The organism is Streptomyces sp. NPDC028419, from assembly GCF_055565515.1.
The window spans coordinates 129,721-146,592 of record NZ_JBVHUE010000011.1 but is presented as its reverse complement, the minus strand read 5'-3'; the positions used below and the strand labels follow the sequence as shown (position 1 = coordinate 146,592).

The 16,872-nt window shown below is 71.9% G+C and carries 15 protein-coding genes; 6 read left to right on the top strand and 9 right to left on the bottom strand.

Annotated elements, in window-relative coordinates; genetic code table 11:
- Positions 1 to 179: 179 nt before the first annotated feature.
- The 3 genes from ACZ4UB_RS15575 (at position 180) to ACZ4UB_RS15565 (ending at position 3,007) form a co-directional block, all read left to right on the top strand.
- Positions 180 to 1,004, top strand: a complete 825-nt coding sequence (locus ACZ4UB_RS15575; RefSeq protein ID WP_468070544.1) for an inositol monophosphatase family protein — start codon at positions 180 to 182, stop codon at positions 1,002 to 1,004.
- A 66-nt stretch (positions 1,005 to 1,070) separates the two neighbouring features.
- Complete coding sequence (locus ACZ4UB_RS15570; RefSeq protein WP_468070620.1) at positions 1,071 to 2,492, top strand: phytoene desaturase family protein; 1,422 nt, start codon at positions 1,071 to 1,073, stop codon at positions 2,490 to 2,492.
- The gene (locus ACZ4UB_RS15565) at positions 2,492 to 3,007 is read left to right on the top strand and encodes an O-acetyl-ADP-ribose deacetylase (protein ID WP_354383131.1); all 516 of its coding nucleotides are present in this window, start codon (positions 2,492 to 2,494) and stop codon (positions 3,005 to 3,007) included. The genes ACZ4UB_RS15570 and ACZ4UB_RS15565 overlap by 1 nt, the downstream gene beginning before the upstream one ends.
- A gap of 500 nt (positions 3,008 to 3,507) precedes the next feature.
- On the opposite strand, the gene ACZ4UB_RS15560 is transcribed toward ACZ4UB_RS15565, so the two are convergent.
- A complete protein-coding gene (locus ACZ4UB_RS15560) occupies positions 3,508 to 4,656 on the bottom strand; it encodes a glycerate kinase (protein WP_468070543.1) in 1,149 nt (382 codons plus the stop codon).
- A gap of 143 nt (positions 4,657 to 4,799) precedes the next feature.
- Here ACZ4UB_RS15560 and ACZ4UB_RS15555 point away from each other — a divergent pair, with 143 nt between their 5' ends.
- From ACZ4UB_RS15555 to ACZ4UB_RS15545, 3 genes are all read left to right on the top strand, one after another.
- On the top strand, positions 4,800 to 6,515 hold the full coding sequence (locus ACZ4UB_RS15555) for a BCCT family transporter (protein WP_468070542.1): 1,716 nt from the start codon (positions 4,800 to 4,802) through the stop codon (positions 6,513 to 6,515).
- A gap of 44 nt (positions 6,516 to 6,559) precedes the next feature.
- Positions 6,560 to 7,054 carry an NUDIX domain-containing protein gene (locus tag ACZ4UB_RS15550; RefSeq protein ID WP_468070541.1) on the top strand — a complete coding sequence of 165 codons (495 nt, stop codon included), beginning with the start codon at positions 6,560 to 6,562 and terminating at the stop codon, positions 7,052 to 7,054.
- A gap of 68 nt (positions 7,055 to 7,122) precedes the next feature.
- The gene (locus ACZ4UB_RS15545) at positions 7,123 to 7,551 is read left to right on the top strand and encodes a hypothetical protein (protein ID WP_354383135.1); all 429 of its coding nucleotides are present in this window, start codon (positions 7,123 to 7,125) and stop codon (positions 7,549 to 7,551) included.
- Positions 7,552 to 7,582: 31 nt separating this feature from the next.
- Here the strand turns inward: ACZ4UB_RS15545 and ACZ4UB_RS15540 are convergent, their stop codons facing one another.
- The 8 genes from ACZ4UB_RS15540 to ACZ4UB_RS15505 form a co-directional block, all read right to left on the bottom strand.
- Positions 7,583 to 8,110 carry a methylated-DNA--[protein]-cysteine S-methyltransferase gene (locus ACZ4UB_RS15540; protein WP_467955848.1) on the bottom strand — a complete coding sequence of 176 codons (528 nt, stop codon included), beginning with the start codon at positions 8,108 to 8,110 and terminating at the stop codon, positions 7,583 to 7,585.
- Between the two features lie 64 nt (positions 8,111 to 8,174).
- Complete coding sequence (locus ACZ4UB_RS15535; RefSeq protein WP_468070540.1) at positions 8,175 to 9,662, bottom strand: AlkA N-terminal domain-containing protein; 1,488 nt, start codon at positions 9,660 to 9,662, stop codon at positions 8,175 to 8,177.
- Between the two features lie 692 nt (positions 9,663 to 10,354).
- On the bottom strand, positions 10,355 to 11,245 hold the full coding sequence (gene pssA, locus ACZ4UB_RS15530) for a CDP-diacylglycerol--serine O-phosphatidyltransferase (RefSeq protein ID WP_468070539.1): 891 nt from the start codon (positions 11,243 to 11,245) through the stop codon (positions 10,355 to 10,357).
- Positions 11,232 to 11,888, bottom strand: a complete 657-nt coding sequence (locus ACZ4UB_RS15525; protein ID WP_330333490.1) for a phosphatidylserine decarboxylase — start codon at positions 11,886 to 11,888, stop codon at positions 11,232 to 11,234. Before ACZ4UB_RS15525 ends, pssA begins: the two co-directional genes overlap by 14 nt.
- Before the next feature lie 187 nt (positions 11,889 to 12,075).
- A complete protein-coding gene (locus ACZ4UB_RS15520) occupies positions 12,076 to 13,281 on the bottom strand; it encodes an acyl-CoA dehydrogenase family protein (RefSeq protein ID WP_354383138.1) in 1,206 nt (401 codons plus the stop codon).
- Positions 13,282 to 13,285: 4 nt separating this feature from the next.
- The gene (locus tag ACZ4UB_RS15515; protein ID WP_354383139.1) at positions 13,286 to 13,798 is read right to left on the bottom strand and encodes a MaoC family dehydratase; all 513 of its coding nucleotides are present in this window, start codon (positions 13,796 to 13,798) and stop codon (positions 13,286 to 13,288) included.
- 5 nt (positions 13,799 to 13,803) lie between these two features.
- On the bottom strand, positions 13,804 to 14,778 hold the full coding sequence (locus ACZ4UB_RS15510; RefSeq protein ID WP_468070538.1) for an HpcH/HpaI aldolase/citrate lyase family protein: 975 nt from the start codon (positions 14,776 to 14,778) through the stop codon (positions 13,804 to 13,806).
- The gene (locus tag ACZ4UB_RS15505; RefSeq protein ID WP_468070537.1) at positions 14,775 to 16,844 is read right to left on the bottom strand and encodes a protein meaA; all 2,070 of its coding nucleotides are present in this window, start codon (positions 16,842 to 16,844) and stop codon (positions 14,775 to 14,777) included. The genes ACZ4UB_RS15510 and ACZ4UB_RS15505 overlap by 4 nt, the downstream gene beginning before the upstream one ends.
- Positions 16,845 to 16,872: the final 28 nt, after the last annotated feature.

Below are 16,872 nucleotides of genomic sequence, written 5' to 3'. Positions count from 1 at the left end.
CTGCGACGCCCGGCGCCGGTATAGCACGGGCCCACCCACCCCACCAGGCGGTACGCGACCCTCCGCTCCCCCCGGGCCCACCGGCCCGCCCCGTCCACCGGGCCCCGTTTACCCGCGGTCCATCCGCGGGCCCGCCTTTGTCGGTGGGGATTGTCGGTCCGGCATGGTCTGATGGAGGCATGATCGAAGAGTTTCTGGCCCGTGACCTGTCCGATGTCGAGGAAGCCGTCCGCAAGGCCGCCGCGGTCGAGATCATGCCGAGGTTCCGCCAGCTCGCCGACCACGAGGTCGACCAGAAGAGCGGCCCGCACGATCTGGTGACCGTCGCCGACCGGCGCGCCGAGGAGCACCTGACCGACTCCCTGACCCGGCTGCTCCCGGGCTCGGTGGTGGTCGGCGAGGAGGCCGTGCACGCGGACCCCACCGTCTACGGTGCGCTGCGCGGCGAGGCCCCCGTGTGGATCGTGGACCCGGTCGACGGGACCCGGCAGTTCGTGGCCGGGGACCCCGGCTTCTGCACGCTGGTGGCCCTGGCCGTACGCGGTGAGATCCTCGCGTCCTGGACCTTCGCGCCCGCCCTGGAGGAGATCGCCACCGCGGTGCGCGGCGGCGGGTCCTTCGTCAACGGCCGGGCCATACGCAGCGGTTCCCCCGAGCCCGGCGCCGAGCTGCGGGTCGCGATGGCCCACCCGCTCTACACGAGCGAGGAGGACAAGCGCACCCTCGGCCGCCTCGACGTACCGGGGGTGGCGGCGCGCCCCTGCGGCTCGGCGGGCCTGGAGTACCTGAAGGTGGCCCGCGGCGAGATGGACGGCCTTGCCTTCACCTGGCCCTCGGCCTGGGACCACGCGGCCGGACTGCTGCTGGTCGCCGAGGCGGGCGGCGCGCAGAGCACCGTCGCGGGCGAGCCGTACCGGGTGGACCGGGACAACGCACTGCCCTTCGCGGTCGGTCGGGACGAGGCGACGGCGCTGCGGATCCGCGACCTCCTGCGCGGCGCGTAGCACCACGCCCGCGGAATATCCTGGGGCACCTGGGGCGGTGCCGCCACCGGACGAAGGAGTCGCATGGTGTCGTCGATTCTCGATGCGGTCGTCGTGGGAGCCGGTCCCAACGGGCTCACGGCCGCCGTCGAACTGGCCCGGCGCGGCTTCTCCGTGGCCGTGTTCGAGGCCGCCGACACGGTCGGCGGCGGGGCCAGGACCGAGGAGCTGACCCTCCCCGGCTTCCGGCACGACCCCTGCTCCGCGGTCCACCCGCTGGGCGCGGGCTCGCCCGTCTTCGCGACCATGCCGCTCGCGCGGTACGGGCTGGAGTGGCTGCACGCCCCGTTGCCGATGGCGCATCCCTTCGACGACGGCAGCGCCGCCGTGCTCTCGCGGTCGGTCGCCGAGACCGCCGCGTCCTTCGGCCCCCGGGACGCGGGCGCCTACCGCCGCCTGGTCGCGCCGTTCCTCGGCCGATGGGACACCCTGGCCCGGGACTTCATGTCCCTGCCGTCCACCGCGCTGCCCGTCGACCCGTTCACCCTCGCCCGCTTCGGGCTCGCGGGGCTGCCCCCGTCCACCTGGCTGATGCGGCGCTTCCGGGACGACCGGGCGCGCGCCCTGTTCGCCGGACTCGTCGCACACGTCATCGCGCCGCTCGGCGGGATCGCGACCGGCGCCGTCGGGCTGGTTTTCGCCCTCGCCGCGCACGCGGGCGGCTGGCCGATGCCGCGCGGGGGCTCCCAGTCCATCGCGGACGCGCTCACCGCCTACCTGCGCGACCTGGGCGCAGCCGTCCACACCGGCTTCGAGGTCAAGCGGCTGGACGACCTCCCGCCGGCCCGGGCCTACGTCTTCGACACCTCGCCGACCGCGCTGGCCCGGATCGCCCGACTGGGCCGGGCCTACGACGGTTACCGCTACGGCGCCGGGGTGTTCAAGCTCGACTACGCGCTGGACGGGCCCGTCCCGTGGACCGCGCCGGCGGCGCGCCGGGCCGGCACCGTCCAGGTCGGCCCGCGCACCCGCGACATCGACGCCGCCCTGCAACTGACCGCCAGCGGCCGGGCCCCCCGCACGCCGTTCCTCATCACCGCGCAGCCCAGCCTCGTCGATCCGAGCCGGGCGCCCGAGGGCAAGCACGTCTTCTGGGCCTACGGGCACGTGCCCGCGGGCTGGGACGGTGACCTCACCGACGCCGTCGAGCGCCAACTGGAGCGGTTCGCCCCGGGCTTCCGCGACCTGGTGCTCGCCCGGGCGACCGCCGGCCCGGCGCAGCTCGCCGCCCGCAATCCGAACTACGTCGGCGGGGACATCGCCTGCGGCGCCGCCTCCGGCCTCCAACTGCTGCTGCGCCCCAAGCTCACCCTGTCCCCGTACACCACGGCCCACCCGGCCGTCTTCCTGTGCTCCTCCGCGACTCCGCCCGGCCCGGGCGTGCACGGCATGTCGGGCCACAACGCGGCGAAGGCGGTCTGGCGGCACCTGCGAAAGGGCTCCTCCTGATGGTCCGCATCATCCTGGTCCAGGGCGACATCACGGCGGAGCGCGTGGACGCCGTGGTCAACGCGGCGAACTCCTCCCTGCTCGGCGGGGGAGGGGTGGACGGGGCCATCCATCGGCGCGGCGGGCCGCAGATCCTGGAGGCCTGTCGGGCCCTGCGCGCCTCCCACTACGGCAAGGGCCTCGCGACGGGCCTCGCGGTCGCGACCACGGCCGGGCTGCTGCCGGCCGGGCACGTGATCCATACGGTCGGGCCGGTCTACTCCCGGGAGGAGGACCGGTCCGCGCTGCTGGCCTCCTGCTACCGGGAGTCCCTGCGGGTGGCGGGCGAGCTGGGGGCCCGTACGGTCGCCTTCCCGGCGATCTCCACCGGTGTCTACGGGTGGCCGATGGACGACGGTGCGCGGATCGCGCTCTCGACGGTCCGCTCCGCGGCGGGGGGCTCGGTGGAGGAGGTCCGCTTCGTCCTCTTCGACGCGCAGGCGTACGCCGCCTTCGAGGCCGCGTCGGCGGCGTAACCCCGCGCCTCAATCGCCGGCGGGGCTTGAGGGGCGCGGCGGCCCCGGGCCCCGGGTCTCGGACGGGGGTCCGGGGTGTGCCCTTCAATCCTGCCCGGCGTTTGAGGGCGTGCCTGGGGTGGGTCCTGGTGTGCCTCCGGCGGCGCCTCAATCGCCGGCGGGGCTTAGAGGGGCGCGGCGGTCCGTGCCTGGACCTGGGGCTTTGGCGGGACCGATCCAGCCGTCGGGCTTCGGGGTGTGCCTTCCAGCCTGCCCGGCGTTTGAGGGCGTGCCTGTGGGGGCTGCTGGGTCCTGGTGTGCCTCCGGCGGCGCCTCAATCGCCGGCGGGGCTTAGAGGGGCGCGGCGGTCCGTGTCTGGGCCGGGGGGCTTAGAGGGCTCGGCGGCCCCGGGCCCCGGGTCTTGGACGGGGGTCCGGGGTGTGTCCTTCCAGCCCGCCCGGCGTTTGAGGGCGTGCCTGGGGTGGGCCCCCGGTTCCCTTGGGGGAGCGGGGGCCCGGGGGTTAGAGGGTGTCGGCGGCGATGTTGGCCGCGACTTGCTCCAGGAGGGGGCCGGCGTTGGCGATGCACTTCGCCGTGTCCGGCTCGATCTCCGTCAGGGGATACGCGCGCCGGATCCCGGCGGCCCGCAGGGCCTCCTCGGTCAGGGCGAGCCGCCCGCACACCGCGACGACGTCCTTGCCCGCCGCGCGCGCGGCTGCCGCCACGCCCGCCGGAGCCTTGCCGTGCAGCGTCTGCTCGTCGAGGGAGCCCTCACCGGTGATCACCAGCGTGGCCCGCTCCAGGGCCGGGGCGAAGCCCAGCACCTCCAGCATCAGCTCGATGCCGGGCCGGAAGGTGGCGCCCAGCAGCAGCGCGCCGTAACCGATGCCGCCCGCACCCCCCGCACCCGGAGCCAGCGCGCACTCGGCCGCCTTCGGCCCGATCGCCTTCTCCAGCACCAGCGCGAAGTGCGCCAGCGCCGCGTCCAGCGTCGCCACGTCCTCGGGGCTCGCGCCCTTCTGCGGACCGTAGACCGCCGGAGCGCCCTTCGGACCGGTCAGCGGGTTGTCCACGTCGCTGGCGAGGACGAACTCCACCTCGGCGAAGCGCGGGTCGATCCCGGACAGGTCGGCCGAGGCCAGGGAGGCCAGGGCGCCACCGCCCGGACCGACCGGTTCACCGTTCGCATCCAGGAACACGGCGCCCAGTGCGGACAGCATGCCCGCGCCGCCGTCGGTGGTGGCACTGCCGCCCACGCCGAAGACGATCGAGCGCGCGCCCGCGTCGAGGGCCGCCCTCAGTACCTCGCCCGAGCCGTAGGTGGTCGAGGTCAGCGGGGCGAAGACGCCCGCCGGCAGCAGCTGGAGGCCGGAGGCCTCCGCCATCTCGACCACGGCGGTGCCGTCGCGCAGCGCGAAAGCGGCCGTGACCTGGTCACCGAGCGGTCCGGTGACCCGTACCTCCCGGCGCTCGAACCCGGCCGCCACCGCGGCCGCGACCGTGCCGTCGCCGCCGTCCGCGACGGGGAGGGTCTCGATCTCCACGCCCGGTACGGCCTCGCGGAGGCCCGCCGTCACCCGCTCGGCGACCTGCACGGCCGTGAGCGAACCCTTGAATTTGTCCGCGGCGATGAGCACGCGCGCGGTCTCAGTTACTGCTCCGTCCGTCACCTTGCTAATCCCTTGCTATCGAACAGTGCAGTCGCGCCACCCTGAGCCTATCCGGAGGATTCTCCAATGCCCATGGGTGGCCTGGGACACACCCGGCGCGCCATGGTCATTAATACCGACATTCCCCCGCATAGTGGGGCCACATGAGTGCGGATTCACTGGAACAGCCACGCCCGGACACCCCGGAGGGGGCCCCCGTACCCCCCGGGGACGACTCGCCCGACCACGCGGTCGTCATCATCGGGGTGATCGCCGTGCTGGCCGTGGTCGCCTGGGCGGCGCTCGGCAAGCACTCCTTCGACACGGCGTCGAGCACCGCGCTGGCCTGGGTGCTGAACAACTTCGCCTGGCTGTTCGTGATCGCCGCCGACGTCTTCCTGGTCATGTGCGTCGTCCTCGCGATCAGCCGCTTCGGCCGGATCCGCCTCGGCGCCGACGACTCCGAACCCGAGTTCACCAACCTCGCGTGGATCGCGATGATGTTCAGCGCGGGCATGGGCATCGGCCTGATGTTCTTCGGGGTCGGCGAACCGCTGACCCACTTCCTGACCCCGCCCCCCGCCAGCGGCGCGGCCCCCGGCACCGGCAACGCCGCCCGCGCGGCCCTCGAGTACTCCTTCTTCCACTGGACCCTGACCCCCTGGGCCATCTACGGCATCGCCGGCCTCGCCCTCGCCTACGCGACCTTCCGCAAGGGCCGCGGCAACCGCCTCAGCTCCGCCTTCGTCCCGCTCATCGGCCGCGAGCGCGCCGACGGCTGGACGGGCCGCGCCATCGACCTGCTCGCCGTCTTCGCGACCGTCTTCGGCACCGCGACCAGCCTCGGCCTCGGCGCGCTCCAGGTCGCCAAGGGCCTCAACATCACCACCGGCGTCGAGGACTCGACCACCCTCGAACTGATCATCATCGGCTCGCTGTCCGCCGCCTTCGTGCTCTCGGCCTTCTCCGGCCTGCACAAGGGGGTGAAGTGGCTCAGCACCATCAACATCGTGCTGGCCGCCGTCCTGATGCTCTTCGTCTTCCTGCTCGGCCCGACCGTCTACATCCTCGACGTGATCCCCGCCAGCGTCGGCAGCTACCTGCACCAGCTCCTCCCGATGGCCAGCCGCACCGGCGCCTTCACCGACAGCGCCTGGCTCGGCGCGTGGACGATCTTCTACTGGGCCTGGTGGCTCTCCTGGGCGCCCTTCGTGGGCACCTTCATCGCGCGGATCTCGCGCGGCCGCACCATCCGCGAGTTCCTGGTCGGGGTGCTGCTGGTGCCCAGCGGGGCGACCGTCATCTGGTTCTGCGTGATGGGCGGCACCGCGATCCGGTTGGAGTCCACCGGCGCCGTCGACTTCGCCGCCAAGATCAAGGACGGCACCGAGGCCTCCCTCTTCGCGATGCTCGACGCCCTGCCGCTGGGCACGCTCACCTCCTACGTCGCCATGGCCCTGGTGATGACCTACTTCGTCACCAGCGCCGACTCCGCCTCCCTCGTCATGGGCTCGCTCACCAGCCGCGGCTCGCTGCACCCGCCCACCTGGCTCGTGGTGACCTGGGGCGTGCTGATGGCGGCCGTCGCCGCGGTGCTGCTCGTCGCCGGCGGGCTGAAGTCCCTCCAGACCGCCACGATCCTCGTCGCCCTGCCCTTCGTCCTGGTGATGCTCCTGGTGTGCTGGGCGCTGGTGAAGGAGCTACGGGAGGACCCGGGCGCCGGTCCCGCCCGCCACCACCCGCTGCACGGGGTGCGCGACGCCGTACGGGCCATGGTCGGCGACGCCCTCACCGAGCAGGGCCCGGCCCGCCACCCCCGACTCAAGCGCGTGGCGGAAGCCCGCTCCCGGGACCGCGAGGACGGCGACGGCACCGCCTGAGCGGGAGCGGCGACCGGCCCCGCGCGGCTCGGTAGGCTGGCGCCGTGACCACCACGGATGACTACGCCACCTACATCGCGAGCCTGCCCCGCGTGCTGGCCGGTGCGGCCGCGCTCTACCGGGACGCCGCGGGCCGGGTCCTGCTCGTCGAGCCCAACTACCGCGAGGGCTGGGCGCTGCCCGGCGGGACCGTCGAGTCGGACCGGGGCGAGTCCCCGCGCGGCGCGGCCCGCCGCGAGAGCGCCGAGGAGATCGGCCTCGACCTCCCGCTCGGCCGGCTGCTCGCCGTGGACTGGACGCTCGGGCCGGGCCGCCCGCCGCTCGTGGCCTACCTCTTCGACGGCGGCGTGTTGGACGCGGACCAGCTGGCCGCCGTCAGGCTCCAGGAGGAGGAGCTGATCTCCTGGCGGCTGGTCGAGCCCGCCGAACTCACCGACTACCTGCCCGGCGCGCTGGGGCTGCGCACCGCGGAGGCCTACCGGGTGCTGCGATCGGGCGAGGGCGCGGCGGAGCTGGAGAACGGCCGCCGACCCCTGTAGCGGGGCCCGCGGGGCCCGGAGGGTGACCCATCACACGGTGCCTACACGGGACGGGTCACAATTGCCCGATGATCACGATGTACGCCTGGCCCAGCACCGCCGATGGGCCTGACGCCCTGCCCATGGTCCACTTCACCACCGAGGAGCAGGCCGGGGCCGACGTCACGCCCGACGGCGTGCCCGTCTGGCTGTTCGACACCGCGATACGCGACGGCGGCTGGGCCCACTTCACCGACTACGACGGCTGGGCGGCCCCCGCCGAGGGCTGGACCGCGGCCTACCGCCGGGAGGACGACGTCCTCTTCGTCAGCGGGCCCGGCGCCTGCGAGGGCTGGTACCAGGGCAACCTCGGCGCCCCCGCCGAGTGGGTGGAGGCCGCCGCGTCCCAGCAGAGCCTGGTGCTGCTCGCCGCCCCCGTGCCGCACCCCTCGCTGTACGGGTACGCGGTCGAGGCCGGCGCGGCCTTCGCCCTCCTGGTCCCCCTGATGGTGCTCTAGGTCGCACCACGCACGACCGCACGATCGTCGGTCAGAACAGGCCGTCGGTCGGCGTCGCCGTGCCCGCGCGGCCGGACTCGAACTCCAGCAGCCGCACCTTGCGCTCGACCCCGCCGCCGTAGCCGGTCATGCTCCCCGAGGCTCCGATCACCCGGTGGCAGGGGACGATGATGCCGATCGGGTTCTTGCCGTTGGCCAGGCCCACCGCGCGCGAGGCGTTCGGCTTGCCCAGCTTGGCCGCCAGCTCCCCGTAGGACCAGGTCTCGCCGTAGGGGATGCGCGTCAACTGGTCCCAGACGCCGCGCTGGAAGTCCGTGCCCTCCAGCCGCAGGGGGAGGTCGAAAGCGGTGAGCTCCCCGGCGAAGTAGGCGGTCAGCTGCGCCGTGACGGCGGGGAAGGGCTCCTCGGTGGCCGCCACCCGCTCCCCGAAGGACTCCTCCGGCGGCCGGTGCCGCTGGCCGGTCATGTAGAGGCCGCTGAGCGTGCCGCCGGTGGCGACCAGGGTGAGCGGCCCGTAGGGGCTGTCGACGACGGTGTGCTGCCTCTGGGTGCTGTCCATGAGCCGGGGTCTCCTCGTGTCGTGCGGTGTCGTGTCGTGCGGTGCGCCGTCGGGGTCCGCCGGGTCAGCCCGGCAGGTGGTTGATGGGGTGGTCGTCCGTCGCCCACAGGTACTGGACGGCGTACGCCCGCCAGGGCCGCCAGCCCGCCGCCCGGGCGGTCAGCGCGGCCGGGGTGGACGGCAGGCCGAGCCCCCGCGCGGCCCGCCGCACCCCCAGGTCGGAGGGCAGGAAGGCGTCCGGGTCGCCCAGCGCCCGCATCGCGATCACCTCGGTGGTCCAGGGCCCGAAACCGGGCAGTGCGCCGAGCTGCGCCCGCGCCGCCTCCCAGTCGCTGCCCAGGCCGAGCGGCAGCGACCCGTCGGCCAGGGCGCCGACCAAGGTGGTCAGGGTGGTGCGCCTGCTGCGCGGCAGGGCGAGGGTCTCGGGGTCCAGCGCGGCCAGCGCCTCGGGGGACGGGAAGAGGTGGGTCAGCCCGCCCGCCGGGTCGGGGTCGGTGACCGGCTCCCCGTACGCCGTCACCAGGCGGGCCGCGTGGGTGCGCGCGGCCGCCGTCGACACCTGCTGTCCGAGCACCGCCCGTACGGCGAACTCCGCCGCGTCGACGGTACGGGGCACCCGGCGCCCGGGGGCCTTGTCCACCAGCGGCGCGAGCAGCGGGTCCTGGCGCAGCTGCTCGTCCACGGCCTCCGGATCGGCGTCCAGGTCGAGCATCCAGCGGCAGCGGCTGATCGCGATCGTCAGGTCCCGCAGGTCGGTCAGGGACAGCTGGCAGGCGATGTGGTCGGGCCGCGGGCTCAGGGCCACCACCCCGGTGCCGTGGGGCAGCCGCAGGGTGCGTCGGAAGGCCCCGTCGCGCCACTCCTCGACCCCGGGGACGGCGGTCGCCACCAGGTGCCCGAAGAGGTTGTCGGGGGTGAGCGGGGCGCGGAAGGGCAGCCGCAGCGACAGCGAGCCGGGGACGCGGGGCTCGGCGGCGCCGCGGTGGGCCGCGCGCGCCTTCTGGCGCAGTTCGCCCGGGGCGAGGGCGAAGACCTCGCGCACGGTGTCGTTGAAGGTCCGGATGGAGGAGAAGCCGGCGGCGAAGGCGACGTCGCCCATCGGCAGCTCGGAGGTCTCCACCAGCAACCGCGCGGTCTGCGCGCGCTGGGCCCGGGCCAGGGCCAGCGGACCGGCCCCCAACTCGGCGTTGAGCTGGCGCTCCACCTGCCGCGTCGAATAGCCGAGGCGGGCGGCGAGCCCGGGGACGCCCTCGCGGTCGACCACCCCGTCCTGGATGAGCCGCATGGCCCGGGCGACGGCGTCGGCGCGGGCGTTCCACTCGGGGGAGCCCGGGCTGGTGTCGGGGCGGCAGCGCTTGCAGGCCCGGTAGCCGGCCTGCTGGCAGGCGGCGGCACTGGGCAGGAAGGTCATGTTCGCCACCTTCGGCGGCACCGCGGGGCAGCTCGGTCGGCAGTAGATCCCGGTCGTCCTGACGGCGGTGAAGAACCATCCGTCGAAGCGGGCGTCCTTCGATCGGACGGCCCGCACGCAGCGCTCGGTGTCGGTGTGCATGCCTCAAGGATCGGACATTCCGGAGGCCCGGGCTGGCGGTTTTCCGACATGGACTTCGCCGCGCCCCGGGCCCGGCACGCCTGGTTCTGCCCGAACCAAGCCCCCCTGTCCCCGCACCCGGCCGCGAGCCCCGACTCCTCCGGGGGCGCCTCAAACGCCGGCGGGGCTTGGTCGGGCACCGCGCGGCGCGAAGGGGCCGCGAGCCCCGGCCCTTTCGGGGGCACCCTGGCCGTTGCCGGATCCGTACTCGGCTGCGAGTCCCGGGCCCTCCGGGGGCGCCTCAAACGCCGGCGGGGCTTGGTGGGGCACCGCGCGGCGCGAGGGGCCGCGAGCCCCGGCCCCTTCGGGGGCACCCTGGCCGTTGCCGGATCCGTACTCGGCCGCGAGTCCCCGGCCTTCCGGGGCGCCTCAAACGCCGGCGGGGCTTGGTGGGGCACCGCGCGGCGGGAAGGGCCCGGAGCCCAGTCCCGCCGACAGGCGCCGGGCAAGGTGCAGGGCCCCAACCAAGCCCCGCCGGCGTTTGAGGCGCCGCCGGAGGCACCCCGGCCGCCGCCGGATCCGCATCCGGCCGCGAGTCCCCGGCCGTCCGGGCGCGCCGGCAGCCGCCCGCGGGGCCCGATCCGGCACCGGGCAACGCGAAGGGCCCCGGTCACCGTGTCGGTGTCCGGGGCCCCGTGCCTGTGTGCCGCCCGCTAGGGCAGCTGGCCCGCCCGTGCCTCGCGCCGGTTGTGGCGGAAGGTGTTGGCCCGCCGCGTGGTCGCGAAGAGCGGGATGGTCGCCGCGAGGGCGATCTGGAGCGCACAGCCCGTCTGGAGCAGCAGCTGACCGCCCGGGGCGTCGAACGCCCAGGCCGCCAGCAGCCCCATCGCACCGACGATCCAGCTGAGCATCGCCACCGCGAGGACGCCCCGCGGCTTGGGGTACTCGACCCGGCTCACCATCAACCAGGCCACGCCGATGATCGCCATCGTGGTCGGGACGAAGGGCAGCTCCAGCAGCACGATCGAGACGACCGTCAGCGCGCCGAAGGGGCTCGGCATGCCCTGGAACATGCCGTCCTTCATCGTCACGCAGCTGAATCTGGCGAGTCTGAGCACGACGGCGAGCAGCACCACGATCGCGGCCAGTGCCGACACCCGCTGGTGCGCGTCGTCGGCGACCATGCCGTAGACGAGCACGAAGTACGCGGGGGCCAGCCCGAAGCTGATCAGGTCGGACAGGTTGTCCAGCTCGGCGCCCATGGGCGAGCTGCGCAGCTTCCGTGCCACCAGGCCGTCGCACAGGTCGAAGACCGCGGCGAGCAGCATCAGTATCACGGCGGTCGCGGCGCTGTGCCGCGCCATGCCCGATTCGTCACTGCCGGTGAGGTGCGGAATGAGGATTCCGGTGGTGGTGAAGTACACCGCCATGAATCCGCAGGTCGCGTTGCCGAGGGTGAGGGTGTCCGCTATCGACAGCCGCAGCGAGAGGGGCATCTCCTCGCCGTCGGTCTCCTCCTCGGCGACGGGAACCCAGTCGGACCGGCCGGGGCCGGTCTTCTGGTCCGCCCGGCTCGCCGGTGATTCGGGATCAGTCACGGTCAATTCGAGTCACCCCCGCGGTGGTGGCCTGCCCGACCTCGACCGCGACCTCGACACCCTCGGGAAGGTAAATGTCGACGCGCGATCCGAAGCGGATCAGACCGATGCGCTCGCCCTGCTCGACCTTCGTGCCGGCCGGCAGGTAGGGAACGATGCGACGGGCGACCGCTCCCGCGATCTGCACCATCTCGATGTCGCCGAGCTCGGTGTCGAAGTGCCAGACGACGCGCTCGTTGTTCTCGCTCTCCTTGTTGAACGCCGGAACGAATCCGCCGGGGATGTGCTCCACGGACGTCACCGTGCCCGCCAGCGGCGCACGGTTGACGTGGACGTTCAACGGGCTCATGAAGATCGCGACCCGGGTACGCCCGTCCTTCCACGGCATGATGCTCTGCACCACTCCGTCGGCGGGCGAGATGACGCGGCCCTGGGCGATCTCTCGCTCGGGGTCGCGGAAGAACCACAGCATGCCCGCCGCCAGCGCAGTGGTGGGCACGGCCACGGCGGCCCAGCGGCCGGACTTGCGGGCCCGGGTGAGGCTGAGCGCAGCGGTGGCGACGGTCGGCAGAAGCCACGGCGATGCTCCGCGCGCGAGGCGTCCACCGAGGAGGCCGACGCGAGGTGCAGAGGTTTGGCTGTGGGGCATGGATGACCTTCGTAGCGGGTGATTGCCGCGCCGCAAACTGGGGGACGGGACGGCGGCTTTACTGGAATGCTATCGGTTGCACGCAACAACTGGGCAAGCCAGAAGCCGAGTCGATGTCCGTCGGCCAGTGACTGGATGTGACCTTTTCCCCGAAATGATTCGGACATTTCGGGGCTAAGGCGGACTTTCAGCCCTGGAGTCGGTACTCCTCGAGCAGGCGTCGCCCAATGATCATTTTTTGGATCTCGGCGGTACCTTCACCGATCAGCAACATCGGCGCCTCCCGGTAGAGGCGCTCGATCTCGTACTCCTTCGAGAAGCCGTAGCCGCCGTGGATGCGAAAGGCGTCCTCGACCACCTCCTTGCAGTACTCGGAGGCGAGGTACTTCGCCATCCCTGCTTCGAGGTCGTTTCGTTCCCCGGAGTCCTTTTTGCGTGCTGCATTGACCATCATCGCATGGGCGGCCTCGACCTTGGTAGCCATCTCGGCCAGCTTGAACTGGATGGCCTGGTGCTCGGCGATGGCCTTGCCGAAAGTGTGACGTTGCTGGGCATATGAGACACCCAACTCGAACGCACGCTGAGCGACGCCACAGCCACGTGCCGCCACGTTGACACGGCCGACCTCGACCCCGTCCATCATTTGGTAAAACCCTCGGCCGGTTGTCCCACCAAGGACCCGATTGGCCGGAATGCGCAGGCCGTCCATGATCAGCTCGGTCGTGTCGACGCCCTTGTAGCCCATCTTGTCGATCTTGCCCGGGATGGTCAGGCCGGGACGCACCTCGCCGAAGCCGGCCTCCTTCTCGATCAGGAAGGTCGTCATCGACTTGTGGGGGGCCGTGCCCTCCGGGTGGCCTTCGTCACTGCGCACGAGGACGGCGACGAGCGTGGAGGTGCCGCCGTTCGTCAGCCACATCTTCTGGCCGTTCAGGACGTACTCGTCGCCGTCCTTCACCGCCTTGGACGTGATGGCCGACACGTCCGAGCCCAGACCCGGCTCGGACATCGAGAACGCGCCGCGGATCTCGCCGGCCGCCATCCGCGGCAGGAAGTGGTCCTTCTGCTCCTGGGTGCCGTGCTGCTTGATCATGTACGCCACGATGAAGTGGGTGTTGATGATGCCCGAGACGGACATCCAGCCCCGCGCGATCTCCTCCACGCACAGCGCGTAGGTGAGGAGCGACTCACCGAGACCGCCGTACTCCTCCGGGATCATCAGGCCGAAGAGGCCGAGTTCCTTGAGGCCGTCGACGATCTGCTGCGGGTACTCGTCGCGGTGCTCCAGCTGGGTCGCGACCGGGATGATCTCCTTGTCGACGAACTCGCGGACGGTCTTGAGGATCTCCCGCTGGACGTCGTTGAGGCCGGCGGTCTGGGCAAGTCGGGTCATGGTGCTACTTCCCCTGTTCCTTCAGCGTGGGCCGGCCGGGCTGCTCGCCGCCGCGCTCAGTGATGTACGTCTCGGTCGGAACCATCACCTTGCGCCGGAAGACGCAGACGAGGGTGCCGTCCTGCTTGTATCCCTTGGTCTCGACGTAGACGATGCCGCGGTCGTCCTTCGACTTCGACGGGGTCTTGTCGAGGACCGTGGTCTCGCCGTAGAGCGTGTCGCCGTGGAAGGTCGGCGCCACGTGCCGCAGGGACTCGATCTCCAGGTTGGCGATGGCCTTCCCGGAGACGTCCGGCACGGACATGCCGAGCAGCAGTGAGTAGATGTAGTTGCCCACGACCACGTTCTTGCCGAAGTCGGTCGTGTTCTCGGCGTAGTTGCTGTCCATGTGCAGCGGGTGGTGGTTCATGGTCAGCAGGCAGAAGAGGTGGTCGTCGTACTCGGTGACCGTCTTTCCGGGCCAGTGCTTGTAGACCGCGCCGATCTCGAACTCTTCGTAGGTGCGTCCGAACTGCATCGGGATCAGGCCTCCGGGATCTCGAACTTGCTGGTCCGCTGCATGCCCGCGGCGCGTCCCTTGCCGGAGACGACCAGGGCCATCTTGCGGCTGGCCTCGTCGATCATCTCGTCGCCGAGCATCGCGGAGCCCTTCTTGCCGCCGGCCTCCGAGGTGCACCAGTCGTAGGCGTCGAGGATCAGCTCGGCGTGGTCGTAGTCCTCCTGCGAGGGCGAGAAGACCTCGTTCGCCGCGTCCACCTGACCGGGGTGCAGCACCCACTTGCCGTCGAAGCCGAGGGCGGCGGCGCGACCGGCGACCTCGCGGTAGCCGTCCACGTTCTTGATCTGGAGGAAGGGGCCGTCGATCGCCTGGAGGTCGTGCATGCGGGCCGCCATCAGGATCCGCATCAGGATGTAGTGGTAGGCGTCCGCGCCGTAGCCGGGCGGCTGCATGCCCACGACCAGCGACTTCATGTTGATCGAGGCCATGAAGTCGGCCGGGCCGAAGATGATGGTCTCCAGGCGCGGCGAGGCGGCGGCGATCGCGTCGACGTTCACCAGGCCCTTGGCGTTCTCGATCTGCGCCTCGATGCCGATCTTGCCGACCTCGAAGCCCATGGTCTTCTCGATCTGCGTCAGCAGCAGGTCGAGGGCCACCACCTGCTGGGCGTCCTGGACCTTGGGCAGCATGATGCAGTCGAGGTTCTGGCCGGCGCCCTCGACGACCGTGATCACATCGCGGTAGGTCCAGTGCGTGGTCCAGTCGTTGACGCGCACCACGCGGGTCTTGCCCGTCCAGTCGCCCTGGTTCAGCGCGTCCACGATCGTGTGGCGGGCGCCCTCCTTGGCGAGCGGGGCGCAGGCGTCCTCCAGGTCGAGGAAGACCTGGTCGGCCGGCAGGCCCTGGGCCTTCTCCAGGAAGCGCGGGTTGGAACCCGGCACCGCGAGACAGGAGCGGCGCGGCCGCAGCCGGTTGACCGGGGAAGAGGGCGTGGTCATGCGGGGACCTCCGTGCTTGCGACGTTCTCTAGTGGGTGGAGCTTGTTCGCCTTGCGGATCTCGTCGACGATACGGCCGATGATCTCCGTGATGCCGAAGTCCTTCGGGGTGAAGACGGCGGCGACGCCGGCCGCCTTCAGGGTGATGGCATCGGCGTTCGGAATGATGCCCCCGACGATGACGGGGATGTCACCCGCCCCCGCCGCCCGGAGGCGTTCCAGGACGTCGGGGACCAGCGCGCAGTGCGAGCCGGACAGGATCGACAGCCCCACGCAGTGCACGTCCTCGGCCAGCGCGGCCGTGGAGATCTCCTCGGGGGTGAGCCGGATGCCCTGGTAGACCACCTCGAACCCGGCGTCGCGGGCCCGTACGGCGATCTGCTCGGCCCCGTTGGAGTGCCCGTCCAGGCCCGGCTTGCCGACCAGCAGGCGCAGCCGCCCGGCGCCCAGGTCCTGGGCGGTACGGGTCACCTTGGCGCGGACCTCGGCCATCGGCGTGCCCGGCTCGGCGGTGACCGCGACCGGCGCCGAGGAGACCCCGGTCGGCGCCCGGAACTCGCCGAAGACCTCGCGCAGGGCGCTGGCCCACTCGCCGGTGGTGACACCGGCGCGGGCGCACTCCAAGGTGGCCTCCATCAGGTTCTCGGTCCCGGCCGCGGCCTCCTTGAGCCGGTCCAGGGACTGCCCGACGGTCGGGAAGACGAAGGGGTCGCCGCCGCCCTGGCGCTCCGAGGACTCCTGCCGCTCCGCGCGCCAGCGCTCGATGCGCTCGACGGTCAGCGCTTCCACCGCGCCGTCCACCGTCATGATCGCGCCGTCCAGGTCGGCGGTCAGCGGGTTCGGCTCGGTCTGCTGGAAGCAGTTGACGCCGACGATCTTGTCCTCGCCGTCCTCGATCCGGGCGCGTCGCTCGGCGTGCGAGGAGACCAGCTGGGACTTCAGGTAGCCGGACTCGACGGCGGCCATGGCCCCGCCCATCTCCTGGATCCGCTCGATCTCCGCCATGCACTCGGCGACCAGGGAGTCCACCTTGGCCTCGATGACGTGCGAGCCCGCGAAGATGTCCTCGTACTCCAGCAGGTCGCTCTCCAGCGCGAGCACCTGCTGGATGCGCAGCGACCACTGCTGGTCCCACGGCCGGGGCAGGCCCAGGGCCTCGTTCCAGGCGGGCAGCTGCACGGCGCGGGCGCGGGCGTCCTTGGAGAGGGTCACCGCCAGCATCTCCAGCACGATCCGCTGGACGTTGTTCTCCGGCTGCGCCTCGGTCAGTCCGAGGGAGTTGACCTGGACGCCGTACCGGAAGCGGCGCTGCTTGTCGTTCTCGATGCCGTAGCGCTCGCGGGTGACCCGGTCCCAGATCCGGCCGAAGGCGCGCATCTTGCACATCTCCTCGATGAAGCGGACGCCCGCGTTCACGAAGAAGGAGATGCGGGCGACCACCTCGCCGAAGCGCTCCGCCGGGACCTGGCCCGAATCGCGGACCGAGTCCAGCACGGCGATGGCCGTGGACATCGCGTACGAGATCTCCTGGACCGGAGTGGCCCCCGCCTCCTGCAGGTGATAGCTGCAGATGTTGATCGGGTTCCACTTCGGGATGTGGTTGACCGTGTACGCGATCATGTCCGTCGTCAGTCGGAGCGAGGGCCCGGGCGGGAAGACGTGCGTCCCGCGCGAGAGGTACTCCTTGACGATGTCGTTCTGCGTGGTGCCCTGGAGCTGGGCGATGTCCGCGCCCTGCTCCTCGGCGGCCACTTGGTAGAGCGCCAGTAGCCACATGGCGGTGGCGTTGATGGTCATCGAGGTGTTCATCTGCTCCAGCGGAATGTCCTGGAACAGCCGCCGCATGTCGCCGAGATGGGAGACGGGAACGCCGACCCGGCCGACCTCGCCGCGGGCGAGGATGTGGTCGGGGTCGTATCCGGTCTGGGTCGGCAGGTCGAAGGCGACCGACAGACCCGTCTGGCCCTTGGCGAGGTTGCGGCGGTACAACTCGTTGGACGCCTCGGCCGTGGAGTGACCGGCGTACGTCCGCATGAGCCACGGCCGGTCCTTCTGGCGCTCTGTCATCTCAAGCGATCCTTAAGCCCTTTGGCGT